This is a genomic window from Nocardia sp. CY41 (genome assembly GCF_009829325.1).
In the GTDB taxonomy this organism is placed as follows: Bacteria; Actinomycetota; Actinomycetes; order Mycobacteriales; family Mycobacteriaceae; genus Nocardia.
This window is the reverse complement of the sequence record NZ_VUOS01000005.1, coordinates 22,591-47,405: the sequence shown is the minus strand read 5'-3', so window position 1 is coordinate 47,405 and position 24,815 is coordinate 22,591. Positions and strand designations below refer to the sequence as shown.

Annotated in this window: 18 protein-coding genes; 9 read left to right on the top strand and 9 right to left on the bottom strand. The window is 70.5% G+C overall.

What is annotated here, in order from left to right; genetic code table 11:
- Complete coding sequence (locus GVY64_RS05530; RefSeq protein WP_159839439.1) at window positions 1-1,497, bottom strand: phospho-sugar mutase; 1,497 nt, start codon at window positions 1,495-1,497, stop codon at window positions 1-3.
- Window positions 1,498-2,277, bottom strand: coding sequence for a purine-nucleoside phosphorylase (locus tag GVY64_RS05525; RefSeq protein ID WP_159839437.1), 780 nt, complete (start codon window positions 2,275-2,277; stop codon window positions 1,498-1,500).
- 583 nt (window positions 2,278-2,860) lie between these two features.
- On the opposite strand from GVY64_RS05525, the gene GVY64_RS05520 reads away from it, so the two are divergent.
- The 3 genes from GVY64_RS05520 to GVY64_RS05510 all read left to right on the top strand — a co-directional run bounded on the left by GVY64_RS05520 (window position 2,861) and on the right by GVY64_RS05510 (window position 6,411).
- A complete protein-coding gene (locus GVY64_RS05520; RefSeq protein ID WP_159839435.1) occupies window positions 2,861-3,565 on the top strand; it encodes an enoyl-CoA hydratase-related protein in 705 nt (234 codons plus the stop codon).
- A gap of 339 nt (window positions 3,566-3,904) precedes the next feature.
- Window positions 3,905-5,146: a M20 family metallopeptidase gene (locus GVY64_RS05515; RefSeq protein ID WP_159839433.1), complete on the top strand. Its 1,242-nt coding sequence runs from the start codon at window positions 3,905-3,907 to the stop codon at window positions 5,144-5,146.
- 59 nt (window positions 5,147-5,205) lie between these two features.
- On the top strand, window positions 5,206-6,411 hold the full coding sequence (locus GVY64_RS05510; protein WP_159839692.1) for a M20 family metallopeptidase: 1,206 nt from the start codon (window positions 5,206-5,208) through the stop codon (window positions 6,409-6,411).
- A gap of 131 nt (window positions 6,412-6,542) precedes the next feature.
- Here GVY64_RS05510 and GVY64_RS05505 read toward each other — a convergent pair whose 3' ends face one another.
- A complete protein-coding gene (locus GVY64_RS05505) occupies window positions 6,543-7,016 on the bottom strand; it encodes a gamma-glutamylcyclotransferase (protein WP_043720454.1) in 474 nt (157 codons plus the stop codon).
- A gap of 173 nt (window positions 7,017-7,189) precedes the next feature.
- Here GVY64_RS05505 and GVY64_RS05500 point away from each other — a divergent pair, with 173 nt between their 5' ends.
- The 4 genes from GVY64_RS05500 to GVY64_RS05485 all read left to right on the top strand — a co-directional run bounded on the left by GVY64_RS05500 (window position 7,190) and on the right by GVY64_RS05485 (window position 12,348).
- Window positions 7,190-8,593: an NAD(P)H-quinone dehydrogenase gene (locus GVY64_RS05500; RefSeq protein ID WP_063023136.1), complete on the top strand. Its 1,404-nt coding sequence runs from the start codon at window positions 7,190-7,192 to the stop codon at window positions 8,591-8,593.
- 465 nt (window positions 8,594-9,058) lie between these two features.
- On the top strand, window positions 9,059-9,949 hold the full coding sequence (locus GVY64_RS05495) for a hypothetical protein (RefSeq protein WP_236566647.1): 891 nt from the start codon (window positions 9,059-9,061) through the stop codon (window positions 9,947-9,949).
- A 71-nt stretch (window positions 9,950-10,020) separates the two neighbouring features.
- Window positions 10,021-11,022, top strand: coding sequence for a hypothetical protein (locus GVY64_RS05490; protein ID WP_159839429.1), 1,002 nt, complete (start codon window positions 10,021-10,023; stop codon window positions 11,020-11,022).
- Between the two features lie 147 nt (window positions 11,023-11,169).
- Complete coding sequence (locus GVY64_RS05485; RefSeq protein ID WP_159839427.1) at window positions 11,170-12,348, top strand: aminotransferase-like domain-containing protein; 1,179 nt, start codon at window positions 11,170-11,172, stop codon at window positions 12,346-12,348.
- Window positions 12,349-12,474: 126 nt separating this feature from the next.
- Here GVY64_RS05485 and glpK read toward each other — a convergent pair whose 3' ends face one another.
- The gene (glpK, locus tag GVY64_RS05480) at window positions 12,475-13,974 is read right to left on the bottom strand and encodes a glycerol kinase GlpK (RefSeq protein WP_159839425.1); all 1,500 of its coding nucleotides are present in this window, start codon (window positions 13,972-13,974) and stop codon (window positions 12,475-12,477) included.
- Window positions 13,975-14,276: 302 nt separating this feature from the next.
- Window positions 14,277-15,206 (bottom strand): zinc-binding dehydrogenase, encoded by a 930-nt coding sequence (locus GVY64_RS05475; protein WP_159839423.1) that lies wholly within the window; start codon window positions 15,204-15,206, stop codon window positions 14,277-14,279.
- Between the two features lie 133 nt (window positions 15,207-15,339).
- Between GVY64_RS05475 and GVY64_RS05470 the strand changes: the two genes are divergently transcribed.
- Together GVY64_RS05470 and GVY64_RS05465 are read left to right on the top strand one after the other, a co-directional pair.
- The gene (locus tag GVY64_RS05470) at window positions 15,340-15,999 is read left to right on the top strand and encodes a TetR/AcrR family transcriptional regulator (RefSeq protein ID WP_159839422.1); all 660 of its coding nucleotides are present in this window, start codon (window positions 15,340-15,342) and stop codon (window positions 15,997-15,999) included.
- Between the two features lie 214 nt (window positions 16,000-16,213).
- Window positions 16,214-17,947, top strand: coding sequence for a glycerol-3-phosphate dehydrogenase/oxidase (locus GVY64_RS05465; protein WP_159839420.1), 1,734 nt, complete (start codon window positions 16,214-16,216; stop codon window positions 17,945-17,947).
- Window positions 17,948-17,973: 26 nt separating this feature from the next.
- On the opposite strand, the gene GVY64_RS05460 is transcribed toward GVY64_RS05465, so the two are convergent.
- The 4 genes from GVY64_RS05460 to GVY64_RS05445 form a co-directional block, all read right to left on the bottom strand.
- Window positions 17,974-18,549 carry a TetR/AcrR family transcriptional regulator gene (locus GVY64_RS05460; RefSeq protein ID WP_159839691.1) on the bottom strand — a complete coding sequence of 192 codons (576 nt, stop codon included), beginning with the start codon at window positions 18,547-18,549 and terminating at the stop codon, window positions 17,974-17,976.
- Between the two features lie 292 nt (window positions 18,550-18,841).
- Complete coding sequence (locus tag GVY64_RS05455) at window positions 18,842-19,033, bottom strand: hypothetical protein (RefSeq protein ID WP_236566646.1); 192 nt, start codon at window positions 19,031-19,033, stop codon at window positions 18,842-18,844.
- Window positions 19,034-19,045: 12 nt separating this feature from the next.
- On the bottom strand, window positions 19,046-19,828 hold the full coding sequence (locus GVY64_RS05450) for a DNA-formamidopyrimidine glycosylase family protein (RefSeq protein ID WP_159839418.1): 783 nt from the start codon (window positions 19,826-19,828) through the stop codon (window positions 19,046-19,048).
- A 75-nt stretch (window positions 19,829-19,903) separates the two neighbouring features.
- On the bottom strand, window positions 19,904-24,760 hold the full coding sequence (locus GVY64_RS05445; RefSeq protein WP_159839416.1) for an ATP-dependent helicase: 4,857 nt from the start codon (window positions 24,758-24,760) through the stop codon (window positions 19,904-19,906).
- Window positions 24,761-24,815 lie beyond the last annotated feature (55 nt).

The following is a 24,815-nucleotide window of genomic DNA, read 5'->3' as shown; positions in this document are numbered from 1 at the left end:
TCAGAGCTTCCGGCAGTAATCGCGCAGCGCCGAGAGGCGTTCGTGCGCGGCGGCTCGCGCGGCCGGAAGGCCGGCCCGCGAGCCGACCGGCTCGACCACCTCCAGATAACACTTGAGCTTCGGCTCCGTCCCGGAAGGACGGATCACCACGCGAGAAGAAACGCCCTCGAAGATCAGCGCGTCGGTGCGCATCCGGCCGCGCGCCCGGAGTTGATCGGTGTATTCGACCGGCTCGCCCCCGATCTCGTGCGGCGGGTCCGCGCGTAACCGCTCGACCACCGCGGCCGCGTCGGCGGCCGAAGCGAGTCGCAGCGACACCTGGTCGCCCGCGTGCAAGCCGAATTCGACCGCGTAGCCGTCGAGTTCGTCGTTCAGATCGCGGCCCGCGGCCTTCAGCCGGGCTACCAGGTCCGCCACCAGCACGGCGGCGGAGATGCCGTCCTTGTCCCGGACCGCCGCCGGGTCGACGCAGTGGCCGATCGCCTCCTCGTAGGCGTAGACCAAGCCGTCGCCCGCGCGGGCCAGCCACTTGAAGCCCGTGAGCGTTTCCGCGTACCGGCCGCCGCGCGCGGGCGCCAGCTTCGACAGCAGCCGCGACGATACGATGGTCGTCGCCACCAGCGCGTCGTCCGGGGCGGTGCGCAACACGCAGTCGCCCAGCAGCACGCCGGTCTCGTCGCCGCGCAGCATCCGCCAGGCACCGTCCGGCCCCGGGACGCCCACCGCGCACCGGTCGGCGTCCGGATCCAGTGCGATCGCCACGTCGGCGCCGACCCGGGCCGCCGTCGCGAGCAGCAGGTCGGCCGCACCGGGTTCCTCCGGGTTCGGGAACGCGACGGTGGGAAAGTCGGGGTCGGGTGCGAACTGCTCGTCGACCACATGGACGTCGGGAAAACCCGCCGCGCGCAGCGCTTCGACCGCGAGTTCACCGCCGACGCCGTGCAGGGGAGTGAGTGCGATCCGGATACCGGCGCGCTCGCCCGATCCACCGATGCGCGTGGGTATTCCGGCGACCCGGCGTAGGTAGCGCCGCACCACGTCCTCGTCTGCGGGAGTGACCGGCGCGCGGTCGATCGGCTCGACGACCGCCTCGATACAGCGCTCGATCTCGGCGTCGGACGGGGCGATCAACTGCGAGCCGCCGTCGAGGTAGACCTTGTAGCCGTTGTCGGCGGCCGGATTGTGCGAGGCGGTGATCTGCACGCCCGCCACCGCGCCCAGCTCACGCACCGCGTACGCGACCACCGGCGTGGGCAGCGGACGCGGCAGCAGCGTCACCGGGAAGCCCGCCGCCGCGAAGATCTCCGCCGTCGCCGTGGCGAACTCGACGGAACCGTGCCTTGCGTCGTGTCCGACGACCACCGCGCCGCCGCCGAGACACCGGTCGCGCAGCCACGCCGCGAGCCCCGCGGTCGCCCGGCTCACCGTGGTGACGTTCATGCCGTCCGGACCGTCGCGCAGCGGCCCGCGCAGGCCGGCCGTGCCGAAACGCAGCATCTACACCCGTTCCAGGATGCCGCGCAGCAGCTTGCCCAGCCGGGGGGCGGCCGCGTGGCCTTCGGCGAGCACCTCCGCATGGGACAGATGCGCGCCGGTGACCCCCGCGGCCAGATTGGTGACCAGCGAAATGCCCAGCAGTCGCGCACCGAGCGCACGGCAGGCGATGGCTTCCAGCACCGTGGACATGCCGACCAGATCCGCGCCGATCGTGCGCAGCATCCGGATCTCGGCGGGCGTCTCGTACTGCGGCCCGGTGAGCCCCGCGTAGACGCCCTCGGTCAGGCTCGGGTCGATCTCCCTGGCCAGCGCCCGCAGTTCGGGATCCCAGGCGTCCACCAGGTCGACGAAGGTCGCGCCGGCCAGCGGCGTGCGACCGGTCAAGTTGAGGTGATCGCTGATCAGCACCGGCTCACCCACCCGGAGGCCGGATCGGATACCGCCGGCGGCGTTGGTCAGCACCACGATCTCCGCGCCCGCCGCCACGGCCGCCGACACCGGATGCACCACATCGGCGGGCTGGTACCCCTCGTACAGATGTTGGCGGCCCATCAGCAGCAACACGGCGTTGTCGTCGACCTGGACGGAATGGATCACGCCGACATGGCCCTGCGCGGTCGGCGTCCCGAACCCGGGCAGCTCCGGCATCGGCACCGACGCCCGCGGCGCCCCGATCTCCGCGGCCGCGTCCTGCCAACCGGACCCCAGCACCACCGCGACCCGGTGGCGTGACACTCCCGTACGTTCGGCGATCGCCTCGGCGGCCTGTTCGGCAAGCATGATCGTCACGATAGTGGATTTCCAGCGCCGAGCCGCGAACGGGCGATGCTCGGTCTCGCTTCGCTCGAAAGACGTGGTCGAGGTGCGCTGGGCGCGTCAGGGGCCGAGCGCTACGGCCCGTGGTTCGCCGTTTCGGGAGACTTCTCCGGGTGACCGCCGCTTGCTCGTTCGTCGCGTATGCGGTGGCCGCGCAGACGCGAGCCGGGCCGCGAACGGCGGATGCTCGGGCTCGCTTCGCTCGAAACTGTGGTGATGGCGAGTTCAGGGGCGAGGTCGGGACATGGTGCGCGCGTTTCAGTGGTTACCGTCCTGCGGGTTGGTGATGGCGTGATGATCGCGGCTCGGGCGTTGGGTGGGCTGGGGTTGGCGGTGCGCGTGAGAGGCGCTGGTGTTCTCTCGTGGTTCGGACGGCTGCGGACTGTGGATGCTGTTCGAGCGGGCTTCGACCCGGGTCGTTCGCACGGGAGTCTCGCGCTCCTGGTCTCCTTCTCGTGGTAGGGCGATTGTGGCCGGTGGGAGGGTGTCGGCACGAGAGTGCTACCCGTGAGTAGGGGATCGGCTGTGGCCCGTTACGCTGCACCGCATGCCGTATCTGGAACGCCAAGGGGAAGTGTTCGTCGTCTACCTCGGTGGCGACGGGCAGACGGAGAGCGAGAACCGTTTCCACCCGGACTGGATCGATGCGCTCCACGGGCTGCTGGACGAGGTCGAGAGCTCCGAGGGGCCTGCGGCGCTGGTGACCACCGCGACCGGGAAATTCTTCAGCAACGGCCTGGACACCGACTGGCTGTTCGGCAATCTGGACAAGATGCACGGCTACCTCGACCGCGTGCACTCGCTCTACACCCGCCTGCTCGCCTTCCCGCTGCCGACGGTCGCGGCGATCAACGGCCATGCCTTCGGAGCGGGCGCCATGCTGGCCACCTCCCACGACTTCCGCGTGATGCGCGCCGACCGCGGCTTCTACTGCCTGCCCGAGGTGCACTTGGGCATGCCGTTCACCATCGGTATGAATGCCTTGCTCACCGAGCGGCTGACCAACCAGGTCTGCGTGCAGGCGATGACCACCGGCCACCGCTACCCGGCCGACGAGGCCATCGCCGCTGGCATCGTGGACGCCAAGGCGGAAGCCGACGAGTTGCTCGCGACCGCCGTCGAGCGCGCAGCCGCACTGGCGAGCAACCGCAAGCCCAACCTCCCGGTGATCAAGCGCGCCCTCCACGCGAAGGCGCTGGCCGGCCTCGCCGTCCCGACCACCCCGGAAAACCTGGCCTTCGCCACGAGCTGACCGCCACCGCGGAGGGCCAACCCCGCTCGCGCACCGCGCCGCTATGTCGGCGAGGAGCCGCCGCGCCACCCCGGCGCGCCCGGTCCACCATGCAGTGAGAAACGCATCTCACTCGCATCGAGCGCACACGACGAACACGCGAAGGTCGCCAGCGACCGCCATCCCGAATCGGACATACATCGCGGGCGGCCGACGCATACGGATGGCAGCGCGTTTGCGTGGCCGCCGCGTCCGCGACGAAGTCGCAAGCGGCGGTCGCGCAAACGCGAGCCACAAGGGGGCCGCGAACCCGCCGCGCCGAAGGCGCGGCAAATCGAACACAGTGCGAGACTGTGTTGCATGCCACCACCGCGCAGCGGGCGCCAGGAAGCGCAACACGACGGCAACGCCGTATGTGAGGTCGACGCTGCCGCTCGCAGTGACGCCGCGATCCGCGCGGCGTCCGCCGAGCTGATCGGGCTTTCGCACGCGATTCACGCCGAGCCGGAGCTGGCCTTCGAGGAGACCCGCAGCGTCGCGAAGACCATCGCGCCGCTGGCCGAGCGGGGCTTCGAGATCGAAACCGGGGTCGCCGAACTGCCCACGGCCTTCCGCGCACGCTACGGCAGCGGGGCGCTGACCGTCGGTCTCTGCGCCGAATACGACGCGCTGCCCGAGATCGGCCACGCATGCGGGCACAACGTCATCGCCGCGGCCTCGGTGGGCGCGGCGCTCGGACTCGCCGAGGTCGCCGACGCGCTGGATCTCACCGTGCTGGTGTTCGGCACGCCCGCCGAGGAGAGCGGCGGCGGCAAGGTGCTCATGCTGGAGCGCGGGGTGTTCGACGACGTCGCGATGGCGATGATGGTGCACCCGGGCCCGCTCGACATCGTCGGCGCTCGTTCGCTGGCGCTGGCCGACGTGTCGGTGGTCTTCCACGGGCGTGAGGCGCATGCCAGCGCGGCCCCCGAGCAGGGCCGCAACGCGGGCGACGCGGTCACCGTCGCACAGGTCGCCCTGGGGTTGCTGCGGCAACATCTCCTGCCCGGCCAGCAACTGCACGGTATAGTCGGCGACGGTGGCGTAGCTCCCAACATCGTGCCCGGACGTGCGGAACTGCTGTATTACCTACGCGCAGTCGACTCCGCATCCCTCGACGATCTGATGCGACGAGCGTCGGCTTGTTTCGAGGCGGGCGCCCTCGCGACCGGCTGCACCCACGAAATCCGGACGCTCGCGCCGACGTATACCGAGCTGACCCCGGATCCGGAGTTACTGCTCGTCTATCGCGAGCAGCTCACCGGATCGGGACGCGTGCCGCTCGCTCCGGAGTTCGAGGCGCAGCGGCCGCTGGGCAGCACCGACATGGGGAACGTCACCAACGTCATTCCGGGCATTCACCCGGTCATCGGCATCGATGCCGGTGGCGCGGTGACACACCAGCCAGGCTTCGCCGCGGCCAGCGTCAACGCCTCGGCGGATCGTGCGGTCCTCGACGGTGCGCTCGCGCTCGCGCGTACCGCAATCGCCGTCGCCCGCGATGACATCCATAGAGACAGGTTGTTGCAACGGCTAGTTCAACGACAGGAGGACATTCGGTGAGCACAACCGGCCGTTCGGCGGCGCCGGCTACGGGCCCGGCACTGGGCATCCGTGTGGCCATGGAAGGCCCCGGCAGCTCCGCAGCGTCGGAGACCCGGGGATCCGGGCGAGCAGCGGTGGAGTCCTGGCTGGCCGATCACACGGTCGATCTCGTTCAGTGGCGCAGGCATATCCACGCCAATCCGGAGCTGTCCCGGACCGAGTTCGGCACCACCGAATTCGTCTCGGCGTGGCTGACCAAGGCGGGACTGACGCCGCAGGTACTTCCCGGCGGCACCGGGTTGATCTGCGACCTCGGACCGGACGGCCCGCGCATCGGCCTGCGCGCCGACATGGACGCGCTGCCCCTGCAAGAGTTCACCGGACTGCCCTTCGCCTCGACGGTGCCGGGCGTGTCGCACGCGTGCGGCCACGACGCGCACACCACCATCCTGCTCGGCACCGCGCTGGCGTTGGCCGAGGTTCCGCAGCTGCCGGTCGGTGTGCGGCTGGTCTTCCAGCCCGCCGAGGAGATCATGCCGGGCGGCGCGATCGACGTGGTCGCGGCCGGTGCGATGACGGGTGTGGAGCGGATCTTCGCGCTGCACTGCGACCCGCGCCTCGAGGTCGGCCGGGTCGGCATCCGGGTGGGTGCGATCACCTCCGCCGCCGACACGATCGAGCTGGTGCTCGACTCGCCGGGCGGTCACACCTCGCGACCGCACCTGACCAGCGACCTGGTCTACGCGATCGGCTCGGTCATCACCGGGTTGCCTGGCCTGCTCAGCCGCCGCATCGACCCGCGCACCAGCACCGTGATGGTGTGGGGCGCGGTGAGCGCGGGAAAGGCTCCGAACGCCATCCCGCAAACCGGCATGCTCACCGGCACCATCCGCACCGGAGACCACGCGACCTGGTCGTTGCTGGAGCCGATGGTGCGGGAGATCGTCGACGGCCTGCTCGCCCCGACGGGCGTGCGCTACCAGTTGAACTACCGTCGCGGCGTGCCGCCGGTGGTCAACGACGAGCATTCCACCCGCATCTTCGAGGACGCGATCCGCGCGCTCGGCCCCGACGCGCTGGCCGACACCCCGCAGTCCGGCGGCGGCGAGGACTTCTCCTGGTACCTGGAGGAGGTGCCCGGCGCGATGGCGCGCCTGGGCGTCTGGTCCGGTGAGGGCGAGCAGCTGGATCTGCACCAGCCGACTTTCGACATCGATGAGCGGGCGCTCGCGGTCGGCGTCCGGGTGCTGAGCAATCTCGTGCTCGACGCGGGCTCGGCCTGATTCCAGCGCCTGCGGCACCGCGAACGGTGCTCGCTCGATGGCCTCGCATTCGACGGGGGCGGCCGTGCGCCGACGGCATGGCCGACCCAGCGGGTACGGCCGTGCCGCCGGCGTTGCGGTGAGCCGCGCGGTCAGCCGAAGTTGCCCGGGCCGACGTTGCGGCTGTTGCGGGTACGTAGGGCGTGCACGTAATCCTCTGGGGCGCCCGCTTTTTCGGCGGCGTCGGCGATCACTCCGAGGTAGCGGGCCGAGGGCAGGCCACCCTCGTACGCGTCCAGCACGTAGAGCCAGGCCAGCGTGGGGTCGCCGCCGTCGGCGTTGCGGGTCACCCGCAGGCGGATCTTCTTGTGGATACCGAAGTCCGAGCCCTCCCAGCGGTCCAGCCGCTGCTCGTCCTCCGGGGACACGTCGTAGAGCACGACGAACACCCGGGAACCGGGATCCTCGACGACCGTCGCGAGAGGCCCTTCCCAGCCGATATCGTCACCGGCGAAGGTGAGCCGCCAGCCCTCCAACCAGCCCGTCCCGGACATGGGGGAGTGCGGACAGCGCTCGAGCATCTGCGTCGAGTCCATGTTGGACCCATAGGCGGCATAGATCGGCACCAGCAAAGGGTAGCCAATAATCTTCGCCGACCGCGTTCGATTGCCGCACCTGCGGCGCGGCGCGCGGCGGGGAACCGTTGCGCACCGGTAACGCGGTCGATGGTGCGAGGTGGTTGCCGGATAACGTTGACGCGTGCCGGAGATCCCGGCGCGAAGCACGAGCGGAGGTATCAATGACCCGCATCGCGATCATCGGTGGCGGACCGGCCGGCTATGAGGCGGCCCTGGTGGCGGCCCAGCACGGCGCGTCGGTGACGCTGATCGACTCCGACGGGATCGGCGGGGCGTGCGTGCTGTGGGATTGCGTTCCCTCGAAGACCTTCATCGCCTCGACCGGCGTGCGCACCGACCTGCGCCGCGCTCGCGATCTGGGGATCACACTCGACCCGAATCAGGCGCAGGTGCAGCTGCCGGAGGTGAACGCGCGCGTCAAGGCGCTGGCGCTGGCGCAGTCCTCCGACATCCGCTCGAAGCTGCAGACCGTCGGGGTGACCGTGCTGGCCGGATACGGCGAGCTGATCGACCGCGGCAGCGGCCTGGCCGCGCACCGGGTGCTGGCCAAGCTCGCCGACGGCGCGCAGCAGACCATCGAGGCCGAGGTCGTGCTGATCGCCACCGGCGCGAGCCCGCGCGTGCTGCCGGGTGCGGAGCCGGACGGTGAGCGCATCCTCAACTGGCGTCAGCTCTACGACCTGGAGGAACTGCCGGAGACCCTGGTCGTGGTCGGTTCCGGTGTGACGGGTGCGGAATTCGTCTCGGCCTACACCGAGATGGGCGTGCGGGTGAAGCTGGTCTCCAGCCGCGACCGCGTGCTGCCGGGCGAGGACGCCGACGCGGCGCTCGTGCTGGAGGACGCGCTCGCCGAACGCGGCGTGGAGCTGGTCAAGCACGCGCGCGCGGACGCGGTGGAGCGCACCGCCGACGGCATCGTGGTGAAGCTGTCCGACGGGCGTACCGTGTCCGGCTCGCACGCGCTGATGACGGTCGGCTCGACGCCCAACACCGCGAACCTGGGGCTGGAGCGGGTCGGCATCGAACTCGACCGCGGCGGTTACCTCCGGGTGGACCGGGTGTCGCGCACGTCGGTGCCCGGCATCTACGCCGCGGGCGACTGCACCGGGCTGCTGCCGCTGGCCTCGGTGGCCGCGATGCAGGGACGCATCGCCATGTACCACGCGCTCGGCGAGGGCGTCAGCCCGATCCGCCTGAAGACCGTCGCCTCCGCGGTGTTCACCCGGCCGGAGATCGCGACCGTCGGCGTCAGCCAGACGGCGATCGACAACGGCGAGGTCCCCGCGCGCACGGTGATGCTGCCGCTGAACACGAACCCGCGCGCCAAGATGTCCGGGCTGCGACGCGGTTTCGTCAAGATCTTCTGCCGTCCGGCGACCGGTGTGGTGATCGGCGGCGTCGTCGTCGCGCCGATCGCCTCGGAGCTGATCTTGCCGATCGCGCTTGCGGTGCAGAACAATCTGACGGTCAACGACCTGGCCCAGACCTTCTCGGTGTACCCGTCGCTCACCGGTTCGGTGACCGAGGCGGCGCGTTTGCTGATGCGGCACGACGATTTGGACTGACCTCGGTTCGGCGTCTGCCGTGCCGTGTCCGATCCAGGACATCACGCCCGGTGAGCGCGGGACGCGCAGGGGATGCGGGCGCTCTTGCCAGCCTTGGCTATTCGCCGCGTTGCCCATCGTGCGCACATGTGGTTCACTCTCGGCAGAGATGCGATCGAAGGACGGTCGCGGAGTTCGGTGTGGGGGGATGGGTCCTTTCCAAATCGGCACGAACGAACGGCCCGGGTCGTTCGACGATCAGGCGTCTCACCCAGGGACAACTGCATGCGGCCGGTCCGGTCGCACCCGGGAAGGGAATTGCGAAAAGTGAAACATCGTAAGCCGAGTCGGGCGCAGCGAGCGATGGCGAGCACCTCGTTGCCTCTGGCCACAGCGGCTGCAGTGGCCACTCTCTTCGCTGCGCCGGCGGGGGCGGCTCCCAACGATCCGACCACTCCGCCGACGCCTGCTCCGACGCAGCCGGGCGTGAACGAGTCGCCGAGTACCCCGGAGACCACGCAGCCGGAGCCGAACAAGCCGGAGTCCAAGCAGGATCCGCAGAAGCCGGAGAGCAAGCCCACGCCGAGCCAGCCCGGCGTCACCACCCCCGAGTCGGACCACGCCGCGCCGGACCAGAAGGATCCGAAGCTGGCGAAGCCGACCCAGCCGGGTGTGACCCCGCCGCGCGTCGCGCCGCTGCCGGTTCCCGGTCAGCAGAAGCCGAGCGACCCGCAGCCCGCGGTCGTGCCGGACCAGTCCGCGCCGCAGCCGGGTCAGCAGTCCGCGCCGCAGCCCGGCCAGCAGACCACTCCGCAGCCTGGCACGCAGAACGACAACGACAACGCTCAGGCGCGCCAGCCGGAGAGCTCCACGCTGGTGCAGCCGCAGGCGCAGCCGCGCTGGCAGGCGCCGCGGATGGAGGCGGCCCCGGCCGCGCCCGTCGTGGAGATGACCGGTCCGCACGCGGAGATCGGCGCGAACATCGACGGCGGCACCATCCTGCCGGGCCACGTGGCCAACACCCACCACTTCAGCAACGAGGCCGGTTACGTCGGCACCATCGGCTACCGCACGCCGACCGGCGCTGGTGAAGCGGGTGTCTCGGTGGAGTTCGTCGACAAGAACACGGTCAAGCTGACCACTTACACCGGTGGCGAGGGCTTGGCCTCGAACAACACCACCGCCGTGTTCGACACCACCCAGCTGAACCAGGCCAAGGCCGCGGTCGAGGACTGGATCCGGGAGCAGCCGGGCGGCGCGGCCGCCCTGGAGGCCGCCGCACAGGTTAAGCTTCCGCTTCAGCCGGGCGATTTCGCTCCGCAGACCGTCGACGTGGGTGGTGTCACCACCCAGTGGGGTGGTTCACTCCAGTACTGACACGTGCTGTTCGACGGGTGGGGCGGTCGTTCGCGGCCGCCCCACTTGTGTGTCCTGGGAAAGGATTGGGTGTGACTTCCGAGGGTTCTGCGAGGGAGAACGAATCCGATCAGTCCGGTTCGGCGTTCGGTCCGCCAGTGGGGGAGTTCGGGCCGCCGATTTCCGAATTCGGCCCGCCGGTAGCGGAATTCGGTCCGCCGATGGCCCCGGACGCCGGCCCCGGCTGGCAGGTGCCGCAGCAGTCGACCGACCACACCGAGCTCACCTGGCGCCCGGTAGGTGAACCGGAGACGACCCCGGTACCGCCCCCGCAGTTTCGCGCGCCGGATTCGACGGTCTACGAAGAACGGCCGTCCGCACCGCCCGCGCCTGCCCAACCCGCGCCCCCCGCCGCGGAGGGCGCGGGCCCGAAGTCCACGGACGGCGAGAAGGACTCCTGGTGGAACCGGCCGACGCAGGAAGGCGGCGTTCCGAAGCCGCCGCCGCCCTCGGGGTCGGGCTTGTCCTGGGCCGAGGACCCGATCGCCATGCGGCTCGCGCTGCGCATTCCCGAGACGCCCCCGCCCGCGCGGCGCAGCTCCTCGCGGCGCTGGGTCGTGCTGGGAACGCTCGCGGCAGTGGTGGCGCTGGTCGCGCTGACCGTGACCATCGTGGTCTCCAGCGGCAGCGATGACGGCCCGGCTGCTTCGGGCACCACCACCGCCGTCGCGATGGACTGTCCGACCCGCACCGAGGGAAAGGTCACCTTCGGCAACGGTCCCGGTGATACGAGCAGTGGGATCCGGGCGATCCTGGGCTTCGAGCATGCGTACTATTCCGAGCGCAGCGCAGATCGCGCCCATACGTTCGTGGTGCCGGGCGCGAACGTCGAGCCCCCTGCCGACCTGCAGAAGACCATCGACCAGCACATCCCGCAGGGCACCGGCTATTGCCTGCGGATCGCGGAGATCTCCGCCGATCGCTTCAACGTCGAGATCACCGAGCGCCGTCCCGACGGCACCGAGGCCCAGTACTTCCCGGTGATCACGACCGTGAACATGGACGGGCGGACGCTCATCTACCTGATCGATTGAGTCTGCTCCGACCGCCCGAGGTGACATGGTCTCCGCCCCCGGAAGGCGGGCGCGGTGTCTCATATATTGAGAATGGAATTTCATATTCTGGTAGACGATGTGAAACAGTGAGGACTCGCGTACCGTGGCGTCCTTTCGGGAGGTTTCATGTCGGCGATCACTCCACCGCTGGCCCGGCGTCTCGACGGCCTGACGAGTTCGGCGATTCGGGACCTGCTGAAGGTGGCCGCCCGCGACGACGTGATCAGCCTGGCGGGCGGCTTGCCCGACGAGCAGTTGATGCCGCGGGACCGGATCGCGCAGGCCGCCGAGGCGGCGCTCGCGGACCGCGCGCGTCTGCAGTACACCGAATCGGCGGGCTGGGGCCCGCTGCGTGACGTGCTCGCGGCACGGGAGACCGTGCGGCTGGGGCGGCCGGTGCCGCTCGAGGAGGTGTTCGTCACCCACGGGTCGCAGCAGGCGTTGTCGCTGCTCGCCGAGGTGCTGGTGGATCCAGGTGCGCTGGTCGTGGTCGAGGATCCGGCCTACGTCGGCGCCTTGCAGGTGTTCCGGGCCGCCGGTTCGCGCATCGTGACGGTGCCGTTGGACGCCGAGGGCATGCGGGTCGACGCCCTGGCCGAGTTGCTCGCTCGTGGCGAGCGGCCCGCGCTGGTGCATACGGTGAGCAATTTCCACAACCCGCGCGGGGTCACCATGAGCCCGCGGCGACGTCGGGAGCTCGCCGGACTGGCCGATCGGTACGGATTCTGGGTGATCGAAGACGATCCCTACGGTGAGCTGTGGTTCGAGCGGCCGTCGCCGGAGCCCATCGCGACGTATTCGGCCAACGTGATCCGGCTGTCGAGCGTGTCGAAGATCCTGGCGCCGACCTTGCGGGTGGGCTGGATGACCGCGCCCGACGCGGTGTGCCGGGGCGTGGAGCTGCTGAAGCAAGGCGCGGACCTGTGCGGTTCGGCGCTCACCCAACAGATCGCCGCCGATCTGCTCGCCGACACGGATTGGCTGGGCGCGCAAGTGGAGGAGATCCGGCGCGTCTACGGAGCGCGAGCGCGCGTCCTGGTGGACGAGCTGCGTGCGCGTTTCGGTGACCGGCTGGTGAGTACCGACGCGGCGGGCGGCATGTTCGTGTGGGTCGACTTCACCGACGGGACGGACACCGTGGACCTGTTACCCCACGCGATCGATCTCGGCGTCGCCTACGTTCCCGGCGACGCGTTCGCGGTCTCCGGGGACCATCGGAACTCGATGCGGCTGTGCTTCACCACCTCCGAGGAGGCGACCCTCCGAGAGGCGGTCTCGCGCTTGGGGCATGCGATAGGCGGATGATCGTGGGCGCGGTTCCTCGGCGCGCGTCACTGCCGGTCGGTGACTGGTGCCTGTTCCGGTCGATTCGGCCGCACCAGGGTCGACGGCGGTAACCGCCCGGCGCGACACCGCCGGCGGAGGCCCCCGTCAGTCCACCCAGCCGTAGGTGCGTTCGACCGCCTTGTTCCACGCGGCGAAGCGCTCGTCCCGGTCGGCGGCCGACATGGTCGGGTGCCAGGTCTTGTCGGCGGCCCAGTTGTCCCGGATGTCGTCGGTGCCCGACCAGTACCCGACGGCGAGCCCGGCCGCGTACGCCGCGCCGAGGGCGGTGGTCTCGTTGACCACGGGACGCACGACGGGCACGTCCAGGATGTCGGATTGGAACTGCATGAGCAGGTCGTTGCAGACCATGCCGCCGTCCACCTTCAGCGTTGTCAGCTCCAGGCCGAGCCGCTGGGACTCGGCGTCCGCGCGCATCGCGTCGACCACCTCGCGGGTCTGGAAAGCGGTCGACTCCAGCACCGCCCGCGCCAGATGGGCCTTGGTGACGAAGCGGGTCAGCCCCGCGATCACGCCGCGCGCGTCGGGACGCCAGCGGGGCGCGAACAACCCGGAGAAAGCGGGCACGATGTAAGCGCCGCCGTTGTCGTCGACGCTGCGGGCCAGCGGCTCGATCTCGTCGGCGGCGGAGATGATGCCGAGGTTGTCGCGGAACCACTGCACCAGCGAGCCGGTGACCGCGATGGACCCCTCCAGGGCGTACACCGCATCGGCGTCGCCGAGGCGGTAACACACCGTGGTGAGCAGGCCGTGCTTGCTGAACACCGGCGTGGTTCCGGTGTTGAGCAGCATGAAATTGCCGGTGCCGTAAGTGTTCTTGGCCTCGCCGGGCGACAGGCACGCCTGGCCGAAGGTGGCGGCCTGCTGGTCGCCCAGGATGCCCGCGACCGGCACCCCCGCCAGCGGCCCGGACGCGATCGGCGCGTAGACCTCCGAGGAACTGCGCACCTGCGGCAACATCGACTCCGGCACGCCGAACTCCGCGCAGATCTCCGAATCCCACTGCAGCGAGCGCAGATCCAGCAGCATGGTGCGGGAGGCATTGGTCACATCGGTGATGTGCTCGCCGGTCAGATTCCACAGCACCCAGCTGTCCACCGTGCCGAAGCACAGCTCACCCGCCTCCGCGCGCTCCCGCACACCGGGCACGTTGTCCAGGATCCAGCGCAGCTTCGGGCCCGCGAAATAGGTGGACAGCGGGAGGCCGGTCCGGTCCTGGTAGCGGGCCGGACCGGCGTCGCCGCCCAGTTCGGCGCACAGCCGGTCGGTGCGGGTGTCCTGCCAGACGATCGCGTTGTATACCGGGCGGCCGGTCGCGCGATCCCACACCACGGTCGTCTCCCGCTGATTCGTGACGCCCACCGCGGCGATGTCGTCAGCGCCGAGACCGCTGCGTTCGAGCACGTCACCGAGCACGAATGCGGTATCGCGCCAAATGGTTTCGGCATCGTGCTCCACCCAACCCGGCCGCGGGAAGATCTGCTCGTGCTCGCGCTGGGCGACGCCGACGACACGTCCCTGCCGGTCGAAGACGATGCACCGACTCGATGTCGTGCCCTGGTCGATGGCGGCCACATAACGACGCATCCGTGCAGTGTAAATTTTCCAGCGCCTGCGGCGCTGGGTGTTCGCGGCCCCTTTATGGCTCGCGTTTGCGCGACCGCCGCTTGCTCCTTCGTCGCGTACGCGGCGGCCGCGCAAACGCGAGCCGGGCCGCGAACGGGCGATGCTCGGTCTCGCTTCGCTCGAAACCGGGGTTGGGGTGTGGTGGGCGGGTCGGGGGCGGAGTGCTGCGGCCCATAGCACTCCGTTTCGGGGTTGCGGTGCCCGTTGCTTGCGCTTCGTCGTGTACGCGGCGGCCGTGCGAACGCGAGCCGGGCCCGCGTGACTCAGCGCAGTTCCAGCACTGCCTTGCCATGCAGGCGGCGGGAAAGCAAGGCGTGGGCGGCTTCACCGATCCGAGTCCAATCCCCTCGCCAGGCGATGTTCGGGTCCAAGGTCCCGGTCGCGACCTGTTCGGCCAGCCAGGTCAGATCCGGGCCGAGATTCGCGCATGCCAGCAGGAAGAACGTGGTGATCGACCGGTCGTGGCGTCCCCGATCACCGAAGAACGTTCCGAAGGGGAACGTCTCCTCGGCGCCGGCGGCGTGCCCGACGGCGACCACGGTGCCGCCCTCGGACAAACGCTGGTAGGCGTCGACGAGTTGACTACCGCCTACCAAGTCGATCACGCCGTCGACCGGGGATCGTAGGTTGGCGGGACCGCTGATCACCTCGGCCGCGCCGAGGTCGCGCAAACTGTGCGCGTGCGTGGCCGGATCGCCGGTCGATGCGATGACGTGTGCTCCACCGAGACGGGCGAGCTGGACCGCGTAGCGGCCGGTGCCGCCGGTCGCTCCGGTGATCAGCACGCGCCGCCCCAGAATGGGGCCGAGTCGATGTAAGGACCGCAGCGCGCTCGCTCCCGCGACCGGAACGGTGCTGATCGCCGCCAGGTCCGCGCCTGCCGGAATCGTGCCGACGAGATCCGTGTCGACCGCACGCAATTCCGCCCAAGCCCCGGTCCAGCCCAGCGTGACCACCGGCGTCCCGACCGGCGGGCCGGAGCCGTCGGCGGCCGCCCGCTCCACGATGCCCGCCGCATCCCAGCCCAGTACGGAACCTTCGGGTGCATCGGCGAGCACGTAGCGGAGCTCTCCATCGTTGAGTGAGGTCGCATGCACGCGCACCACCGCCTGATGCGGCGTGGGCTCCGGATCTGCTACCTCCCCGAGACGCAAACCGGAGGGGGCGGAGCGGTCGACAACCAATGCGCGCATGCCACAACGCCTTTCGAATGCAGGGAGGCTATGTCACCGGTCGCCCGGCGGTGCATCCCAAATTGCCGCTTAGTGGCAAATGATGTCAAGTGGCGATAGCTACTCAGAAGCGCTAGAGCGCTATGCTCGGTTCATGACCGAAGCCGCGATCGATCGCCTGCCGCTGCGTGAACGCAAGAAGCAGCGCACTCGGCAGGCTTTCGTCGACACTGCTCTGCACCTGTTCACCGACCGCGGTTTCGACAACGTCACGCTCGATGAGCTGTGCGACGCTGTCGACGTGTCCAAGCGCACCTTCTTCCGCAACTTCACCAGCAAGGAAGACGTCGCGATGGCGCCGCTGCGGCAACTGTGGGTCGAGTTCCTCGCGGACCTGGCCCACCGCGCCACGGACACCGGATCGCTGCAACGGACACTGCAGGACAGCCTGCTGGCGGCCCTGGATCGGATGCCCGCGGACGGCTGGGCAGACCGTGCCGCACGCAGTCACCGTCTCGCGCAGTCCACGCCCTCGATGGGCGCGAACAACCTGCAATTCTGCGCTCGGACGGTCGGCGAGGCCCTGGAGGTTCTACGGGAACGCTTCGACATCGATCCTCGTGTCGATCAGCGCCCCCGCCTCGCGCTCGACATCGTCGTCGCCGCGTTCCACTGCGCCCTCGATGTCTGGAGCGCCTGCGCCGACAACCCCGAAACGGCCTCGCTCACAACTCGTGTGCGCCAGACGTTCGACGCCATACCCGAGGCTCTCGTCATGACTGCGCCGCCGCGACCGGCGAAAGCGACCGGGTGATCTCCGGCGGCCGCGTCCGACGGGGCGCGACCCGGTGTCGGGTGCCTCACTGAGCTGTGCGCGATGACTCGCGGCTCGGTTAGGGTGGTCTTGTTACCGACGGGTAGGTAGGGGCGACACGGGCCGGGGCGCGGGCGGTCGATCCGCGGCGGTTCGCCTAGCCTGGACCTGAACGCTCGATCGGACACATCCGCGTCGGCTGGAGGAGTCGAGCATGGCCAATAAACCGGATTCGCAGTTCCTCGGCCCGGAGCAGCGCAGGGCGGCCTGGGAGCGCTTCGGCAAGGATCATTTCGATGTGGTCGTCGTCGGCGGTGGCGTGGTCGGGGCCGGTATCGCGCTGGACGCGGCGACCAGGGGTTTGCAGGTGGCCTTGGTCGAGGCCCGGGATTTCGCGTCCGGGACTTCCAGCCGGTCGTCCAAAATGTTCCACGGCGGGCTGCGGTACCTCGAACAGTTGGAGTTCGGGCTGGTGCGCGAGGCGCTGCGGGAACGCGAGCTCACGCTGTCCACCCTGGCGCCGCACCTGGTCAAGCCGCTGCGGTTTCTGTACCCCCTGACCAATCGCGTGTGGGAGCGTCCGTACGTGGCCGCCGGCCTCGTGCTCTACGACACCATGGGTGGATCCAAAAGCGTTCCGGGCCAAAGTCATCTGAGTCGCGCGGGGGCATTGCGGCTGGCGCCGGGGTTGCGGCGCGACTCGCTGATCGGCGGTGTCAGCTATTACGACACCGTTGTCGACGACGCGCGGCACACCATGACGGTGGCCCGCACGGCCGCGCACTACGGCGCGGTGATCCGCACGTCCACCCAGGTCGTGGGGTTCGTGCGAGAGGCCGACCGGGTGATCGGCGTGAAGGTGCGCGACACCGAGGACGGGCGCAACGGCGAGGTCCGTGGCCATGTGGTGATCAACGCGACCGGCGTGTGGACCGACGAGGTGCAGGCTCTGTCGCATCAGCGCGGCCGGTTCCACGTGCGGGCCTCCAAAGGCGTGCATATCGTGGTGCCGCGCGATCGGATCGTCAGCGACACCGCGATCATTCTGCGCACCGCGACCTCGGTGCTGTTCGTCATCCCGTGGGGTGCGCACTGGATCATCGGCACGACCGACACCGAGTGGAATCTCGACCTCGCGCATCCGGCCGCGACCAAGGCGGATATCGACTACCTGCTGGAACGGGTGAACGAGGTCCTCGTCACGCCGCTCACGCCGGGAGACATCGACGGCGTGTACGCGGGTTTGCGCCCGCTGCTGGCCGGGGAGAGCGACGAGACCTCCAAGCTGTCACGCGAGCACGCCGTCGCCCGGGTGGCACCGGGCCTCGTCGGCATCGCGGGCGGCAAGTACACCACCTATCGGGTGATGGCCATGGACGCGGTGGACGAGGCGGCGCAGGACATTCCGGCCCGGGTCTCGCCGTCGATCACGGCGAAGGTGCCGCTGCTCGGCGCCGACGGCTATTTCGCGCTGGTCAACCAGACGGTGCAGCTGGCCGAGACCTACGGGGTGCACCCCTACCGGGTCAAGCATCTGCTGGATCGGTACGGCTCGCTCATCGCGGACGTCATGGCCTTCGCCGCGGACAAACCGGAACTCCTGCAACCCATTACGGACGCCCCGTCCTATCTGCAGGTGGAGGCGGTCTACGCGGCGGCGGCCGAGGGCGCTCTGCATCTCGATGACATCCTGGCCCGGCGGACCCGGATCTCGATCGAGTACCCGCATCGCGGCAGCAACTGCGCCGAGCAGGTGGCTCAGCTGGTCGCGCCCATTCTGGGCTGGGACGAGGAGGAGATCGACCGGGAGGTCGGGACCTATCGGGCGCGGGTCGACGCTGAGATCCATTCGCAGACGCAGCCGGACGACGCCTCCGCCGACGCCTTGCGCATCGCAGCCCCGGAGCCCCGCGCGGAGATCCTGGAACCGGTGCCGTCCGAGGGCTGAGCTGCGCGACCGGGCCGTCTCTCCGATCACTCCTCGCCGGCGGGGGCCTCGACGCGCATCGCCCAATCGACCAGTGAGCGCAGATAGCGCAGCACCAGCTCGTCCGGGTACTCGACCGGATCGACGAGGTGCAGCCGGGCCAATTCCTCCATGGCGGCCAACAGGATCCGCTCCGTCGGACCGTTCGGATCCACGGTGGTCCCGAGATAGCGGGACAGATGCCGCGCGCCGATCGCGCGGGCGTAGGCGCGGCGAAGTGCGAGCCGCTCGCGCAACTCGGGCGGCCCGCCGTCGAACGGGCTGAGGACGATGCGCCAGCTCGTCGGCGCGGCGTGCAGGTAGGCGAGGATGCCGCGGCCGACCCGGTCCACGTCACCGTGCTCCCAGTCGACGCTGCGCACACCGGCGAACGCGATGGCCGACTCGCGATCCAGCAGCGCCGACGTCAGCCCGGACAGGTCGGTGAACTGCTGATACACCAGCGCGCGGGCGACCCGCGCCTCGCGAGCCACCCGATCGATGCTCACCGCGCCGAAGCCCTCGGTGGCCACGATGTCGCGCGCCACGTCCAGCAGCTGGGTACGGCGGTCGGCGGCGGACATCCGGCGCCTCGGCCGCGCGGCCTCGGTGGTCGCGCGCTCGGCCGTGGAGCGATCCGTGGTCACGCAGACGAAGGTAGCTCGAGCAGGAGCTCGACCGCCCGCGCGGCGCTGGGCACCGCGCTTTCCATCGTCGCCAACCGGTCGATGGCGGTCCAGTCGCCGGCGAGTACCAAGCCGGGGACCGAGGTCCGCTGGCGCCAGCCGATCCCACAGCGCCTCATGTGCTTCGGCGGGCACGCCGACCCGGTCGAACCATTGCTCGGTGGTGATGTCGGGCAGGTCGGCGGGTGGTTCAGGCCCTGCGGGCCGAGCCGGACGGTGGTGCGATCGCCGCGCGCACGCGCTCCAGCGGATTCGCGTCGGGATGCGCGCCGAACAGCGTGCGCAGCGCGTCGACCACCTTGCCTGCCTCCGCCGGGCAGACCGCCGAGGCGAGCCCGGCCAGGCCGCCGCCGATCACCACGTATCGCCGTGGGTCGCTCATGGTGCCCGCGGATCAGCCCGCCGGGGCGGGCTGGCAGTGCGGACAGAAGAAGATGCCGCGTTCCCGCTGCACCACGCGGTCGTAATCCGGTGCGGTGTCGCCGAGCAGGTCGGCGACCAGCGGTGTGCCGCAGCGCTGGCACGGCCGGTGCGTGCGGCCGTAGGCCAGCGGCCGTCGCGGGGGCCGCTCGACCGCTTCGGTCAGGATGCGGTGTGCCTCGTTGACCATCGCCAGCAGATCGGGGACGTCCCCCACCCTGGTGGCGGGGTGCACGCGGCGCAGGAAACAGACCTCGCTGCGGAAGACGTTGCCGATGCCGGCCAGATTGCGCTGGTCGAGCAGGGCGACGCCGATGGGTTGATCCGGATACCGTTCCAGTCGCCGGACGGCTTCGGCCGCATCCCATTCGGGCCCGAGCAGGTCCGGTCCGAGATGGTCGACGACGCGGTGCTCGTCGCGCACTCGGACCACCTCGACGGTGCCCAGCGAGAAGCCGACGGCTTCGACCTCCGCGGTGCTCAACACGACTCGTGCGGCCACACGAGGTCTGGTCCAGCGCTGTCCGCAGTGGAACACGCGCCAGCTGCCCTCCATCTTCAAGTGCGTGTGCACGCTCACGGTGGGTGTGCGGATGAAAAGGTGCTTCCCGTAGCTGCCGACGCTTTCGACCACTTGCCCGCGCAGATCGACCGTGGCGTATCGCGGCACCCGGAAATCGCTGCGCGTCAGTTCCTTTCCCGCCAAAGCGGCGCGAAGCCTTTTGGCGGCCAGGAAGACGGTGTCACCCTCAGGCATGCGACCCCGTTGTGCTGACGGGGCCACCCAAGGGGCCGAATGCGCTTCGGCTCGCTTTCACCCAGGTCCCACTGTTCACGGGCGGCTCCGGAGGCGGAGTCCGCGCGGGGTGGCGGAGAAGCCCGCTTCGATGAGGAAACCGGCGAAGGTGTTGCCGTGCACGGTGTCTCCGTTCACGCGGTCGATGACCAGCGAGTCCACCCGGCGGCGCCGGACCAGGTCGGCGAGCGCTCCGGCGGCGGCCCGGCGGGCATCCGGGTCCTCGGTGAACGTGAGCAGGGTCTTGCCGCCTCGCTCGAGATACAGAACCAGTTCGCCGTCGACCAGCACGACCAGCGCTCCGGCCTTGCGGCCAGGGCGGTGGCCGCCCTCGACGTCGCTCTTCGGCCAGGCCAGCGCGGCGCCGTACGGGTTCGCGGGATCGGACGCGGCCAGCGCCAGCACCGTGCCGGTCGGCTGCCTGGACTCGGGACGAGCGCGTTCGGCGTCGAAGGAGCGCAACCGGTCCACCACGTCGGTGGTGGAGAACTGGGCGCCGCCGAGCGAGTCGACGAAATAGCCGCGACGGCAACGGCCGCGGTCCTCGAACTCGGTGAGCACCCGATACATCAGCGCGAATCCGCCCGGCACGCCCTCGTTCTGCACCGAGCCCCTGGTCAGCACCCCGTACCGCTCCAGAAGCAGATCCGCGGTCGCGTGCGCGCGCACCGTGTTGTCCGAGACGCGCTCCGGCAGCAGCGACCATCGTCCGGCGACCGAGGGCGGACCGGAACGGGTGGGCATGCTCGGCCGGGGCAGGTAGGCCCGCCCCCGCGGCGCGCGCCGGGGCGTGCGATGGGCCGTGGTGGTGCGGGTGGTGCCGGACAGCAGCGCCCGCACGGGCGCGAACGTGTCACCGGAAACCAGTCCTGCCCAAACCAGTTCCCACAGTGCGGAGGCTACGGCGGCGTCGTCGAGCAGGCCGGTGGCGTCGGAGAGTTGCCGGAAGAAATACGCGCCGCCGCCCTGCGGAACGGGTATCAACCGCTCCGCGGGAGCGCCGGAGCCGACAGGTTCCGCGTCGGCCGGTGAGCGGCGGCCGTTGTCCGGCCCGGACGCACTCGGTGCGGTGGATCGCCCGTCGGTGCCGCGTCCGTCGAACGCGCTGCCGGCGGGGGAGTCGGGCTCGTCCAACGGCACCGGAGCGCGCACGGCGTGGGCGGCAGCGGGCGGCGACCACGGCACGAAGGTCGCGCCCAGCGCGGTGAGCAAGCGCAGCTGAACGTCGGTGAGGTCGATCTCGTCCGGTGGGGCCAGAGTGAACGGCGCCTGCTCGGCCGGATGCAGAGCGATCCAGCCGTCCTTGGCGGTGATGGCGCCGTGCCCGGACCAGATCACCTCGCCGGTCGCCATGAGTTCGTCGAGCATGGCGGGGGTGTAGTCGGGCACCCGCGCGGGCAGGACGAGCGACTCCCAGGCGGAGGCGGGAATCGGCACACCCGCGAGCTGTTCCACGACGGCCGCCACACCGTCGACGCCGCGCAGCTCGCCGCTGCCGATGTGCTGCCAGGCCGGGAGGAAACGTCCGAGCGCGGCGGTCGAGACCGGTTCGACCTCGTGCCGGGCCGCAGCGAGCGACCGGCGGCGCAACCGGCGCAGCACCTGCGCGTCACACCATTCCGCCCCGCCCGCTCCGGGGGTGAATTCCCCTTCCACCACCCGTTTCTCGGCGCTCAGCCGAAGCAGGGCGGTCGCGGCCACCGCGGTGCCGAGCCCGAAACGGGCCGCCACCGCCTCCGTGGCGAACGGGCCGTGCGTGCGGGCGTAGCGGCCCACCAGATCGCCGAGCGGATCGGCCACCGGCTCGATGAACGCCGACGGCGTGCCGATCGGCAGCGGAACCCCGAGCGCGTCGCGCAACCGGGCCGCGTCCTCCACCGCGACCCACCAGCTGCGGCCCGCGAACGACACCTCCAGCGCCCGCCGTGCGGCCGCCAGGCTCTCGAACCAGGCGGTGGGGTCATCGTCGCAGCGCTCGGCGGCTTCGGCGGCGGTGAGCGGCCCGAGCAGGCGCAGCAGATCCGCCAAGCCCTCGGCGTCCCGCGCGTGCCGCTCCGGGGTGAGCCGCTGCAGCTCCCGCTCGGTCTGCTCCATGACCGCGGCGTCGAGCAGTTCGCGCAGTTCGACTCGGCCGAGCAGTTCGGCCAGCAGCCCGGAATCGAGCGACAGCGCGGCCGCGCGCCGCTCGGCCAGCGGGCTGTCGCCGTCGTACATGAATTGCCCGATGTAGTCGAACAGCAAAGCGTTGGCGAACGGTGACGGCGTCGCTGTCTCCACCTCGACCAGCCGGATCTGACGCCGCCCCACCCGGCCGAGCAGGTCGCGCAGCGACGGCAGGTCGTAGACGTCGCGCAGGCACTCGCGCACCGTCTCCAGCAGGATCGGGAACTCGGGGAATTTGCGCGCCACGTCGAGCAACTGGGCCGAGCGCTGCCGCTGCTGCCACAGCGGGGCTCGCTTGCCCGGGTCGCGGCGCGGCAGCAGCAACGCACGCGCCGCGCATTCGCGGAACCGGGAGGCGAACAGCGCCGAGCCGCCCACCTGCTCGGTGACGATGTCGTCGATCTCGTCGGACTCGAAGACGAACAGCTCGGCGCCGGGCGGATCGTCGGTGGTGTCGGGCAGCCGCACGACGATGCCGTCGTCGGAGGCGTTCGGCGCGGCGTCGACGCCGAACCGTTCCCGCAACCGTGCGCCGACGGCCAGCGCCCAAGGGGCGTGCACGGGGAGACCGAAGGGGGAGTGCAGTACCAGACGCCAGTCGCCGAGCTCGTCGCGGAACCGCTCCACCACCAAGGTGCGGTCGGTGGGCAGATGCCCGGTCGCGGTGCGCTGTTCGTCCAGCAGCGTGAGCAGATTGGCGGTCGCGTTGTCGTCGAGACCGGCGGATCGCATGATCTCCGCGACGTGGCCCGCCATCGGAACGCCGGACGCGCCGAGCTCGCGCCCGGCCGGCTCGGCGCCGTCGTGTCGCGCTCGCCGCTTCGACGCGGCAGGCGGTGCGCTGCCGGCCCGCCGTGCCGTCTTCCCGGTGCTCGCGGCCGATCCGGTGGCACGGTCCTGCGCGACAGCGCGCACGAACTCGCCGAGCGCCGCGCCGAGTTCGGCGGGCCGTCCGAGCCCGTCGCCGTGCCAGAACGGCAAACGCCCAGGCTGCCCGAACGCGGGCGTCACCAGCACCCGATCGAAGGTGATCTCCTCGATCCGCCAGCTCGTCGCCCCGAGCGCGAACACGTCGCCGACGCGTGACTCGTAGACCATCTCCTCGTCGAGCTCCCCTACCCGAGACGCCTTCTCGCCGACCATGTACACCGCGAACATGCCGCGATCGGGTATCGCTCCGCCCGAGGTCACGGCCAGCCGTTGCGCGCCGGGCCGACCGGTGAGCGTGCCCGCGTCGCGATCCCACACCAGCCTGGGACGCAACTCGGCGAACTCGTCGGACGGATACCGCCCGGAGAGCAGGTCGAGTACCGACTCGTAGGCCGAGCGCGGCAGCGACGCGTAACTGCCGGTGCCGCGTACGATCTCGAACCATTCGTCGACATCGATCGGGTCCAGCGCGCACGCGGCGACGGTCTGCTGCGCGAGGATGTCCAGCGGGTGCGCCGGAATCTGGATCGCTTCTATCTGCCCGGCGGTCATCCGCTGCGACGCCACCGCGCAGTGGATGACATCGGTGCGGTGCTTCGGGAAGATCACACCGCGCGAGATCTCCCCGACCTGATGCCCGGCCCGCCCGATCCGCTGCAATCCGCTGGCCACCGAGGGCGGCGCCTCCACCTGGACCACCAGGTCGACCGCGCCCATGTCGATGCCCAGTTCCAGGCTGCTGGTCGCGACGACGCAGCGCAGCCGCCCGCTCTTGAGATCGTCCTCGATCAGCGCCCGCTGCTCCTTGCTGACCGAGCCGTGGTGCGCGCGCGCCAGCAGGGGCCCGGCGCCGTGGTTCACCTCGGTGGACGGGCCGAGCTGGGCGGGCGGCACGTGCTCGGTTTCCACCGGCTCGCCGAGCCGCGCCGCGTAGGCCTCGTTGAGCCGGGCGGTGAGCCGCTCGGCCAGCCTGCGGGAGTTCGCGAACACGATCGAGGACCGGTGCTGTAGCACCAGGTCGACGATGGCCTCGTCCACGTGCGGCCAGATCGAGCCCGGCTGGTCGGAATCGCCCGGCTCGGTCATGTCCGCGACCGGCACCCGCACCGACAGGTCGAATGTCTTCGGCGCGGGCGGCGCGACCAGGGTGATCGGCGCGTTGCCGACCAGGAACCGCCCGACCTCCTCCGGTGGCCGCACGGTCGCCGACAGCCCGATGCGCTGGGCGGGCCGATCGGTCAGCAGATCGAGCCGGGCCAGGGACAGCGCCAGATGCGCACCGCGCTTGGAACCGGCGATCGCGTGCACCTCGTCCACGATCACCGTGCCCACGTCCCGCAGTGTTTCCCTGGCGGCCGAGGTCAGCATCAGGAACAGCGACTCCGGCGTGGTGATCAGGATGTCCGGCGGGGTGCGCAGCATGGACCGCCGGTCGGACGCGCTGGTGTCGCCGGAACGAACTCCCACGGTGATCTCCGGCGGCTCGAGGCCCAGGCGCTTGGCGGTCTGCGTGACGCCGACCAGCGGGGCCCGCAGGTTGCGTTCCACGTCCACCGCGAGCGCCTTGAGCGGGGACACGTACAGCACCGCGGTGCCCGCGCGCTTGGGCCGCTGCTCCCGTGCGGCGAGCTGGTCTATCGCCCAGAGGAACGCCGAGAGCGTCTTCCCGGAGCCGGTAGGCGCGACGACCAACGTGTGCTCGCCCGCCGCGATGGCCTTCCAGGCCCCCAGCTGAGCGGAGGTCGGCGCGGGGAACGCGCCGTCGAACCACTCTTGGGTCGCGCGGGAGAACTGGGCCATGGATTCAGTGTGCACCGGCCCACCGACAAGCACGCCCGTACCGTTTCGCGAGCGA

What these genes read in the sequence shown, in the direction of transcription:
- GVY64_RS05475 (WP_159839423.1), bottom strand. Translation starts at nt 15,206, where the DNA reads ATGCGCGCATTGGTTGTCGACCGCTCCGCCCCCTCCGGTTTGCGTCTC.
- GVY64_RS05485 (WP_159839427.1), top strand. Translation starts at nt 11,170, where the DNA reads ATGTCGGCGATCACTCCACCGCTGGCCCGGCGTCTCGACGGCCTGACG.
- GVY64_RS05455 (WP_236566646.1), bottom strand. Translation starts at nt 19,033, where the DNA reads ATGAGCGACCCACGGCGATACGTGGTGATCGGCGGCGGCCTGGCCGGG.
- GVY64_RS05470 (WP_159839422.1), top strand. Translation starts at nt 15,340, where the DNA reads ATGACCGAAGCCGCGATCGATCGCCTGCCGCTGCGTGAACGCAAGAAG.
- GVY64_RS05520 (WP_159839435.1), top strand. Translation starts at nt 2,861, where the DNA reads ATGCCGTATCTGGAACGCCAAGGGGAAGTGTTCGTCGTCTACCTCGGT.
- GVY64_RS05515 (WP_159839433.1), top strand. Translation starts at nt 3,905, where the DNA reads ATGCCACCACCGCGCAGCGGGCGCCAGGAAGCGCAACACGACGGCAAC.
- GVY64_RS05450 (WP_159839418.1), bottom strand. Translation starts at nt 19,828, where the DNA reads ATGCCTGAGGGTGACACCGTCTTCCTGGCCGCCAAAAGGCTTCGCGCC.
- GVY64_RS05465 (WP_159839420.1), top strand. Translation starts at nt 16,214, where the DNA reads ATGGCCAATAAACCGGATTCGCAGTTCCTCGGCCCGGAGCAGCGCAGG.
- GVY64_RS05525 (WP_159839437.1), bottom strand. Translation starts at nt 2,277, where the DNA reads ATGCTTGCCGAACAGGCCGCCGAGGCGATCGCCGAACGTACGGGAGTG.
- GVY64_RS05530 (WP_159839439.1), bottom strand. Translation starts at nt 1,497, where the DNA reads ATGCTGCGTTTCGGCACGGCCGGCCTGCGCGGGCCGCTGCGCGACGGT.
- GVY64_RS05510 (WP_159839692.1), top strand. Translation starts at nt 5,206, where the DNA reads ATGGAAGGCCCCGGCAGCTCCGCAGCGTCGGAGACCCGGGGATCCGGG.
- GVY64_RS05460 (WP_159839691.1), bottom strand. Translation starts at nt 18,549, where the DNA reads ATGTCCGCCGCCGACCGCCGTACCCAGCTGCTGGACGTGGCGCGCGAC.
- glpK (WP_159839425.1), bottom strand. Translation starts at nt 13,974, where the DNA reads ATGCGTCGTTATGTGGCCGCCATCGACCAGGGCACGACATCGAGTCGG.
- GVY64_RS05500 (WP_063023136.1), top strand. Translation starts at nt 7,190, where the DNA reads ATGACCCGCATCGCGATCATCGGTGGCGGACCGGCCGGCTATGAGGCG.
- GVY64_RS05445 (WP_159839416.1), bottom strand. Translation starts at nt 24,760, where the DNA reads ATGGCCCAGTTCTCCCGCGCGACCCAAGAGTGGTTCGACGGCGCGTTC.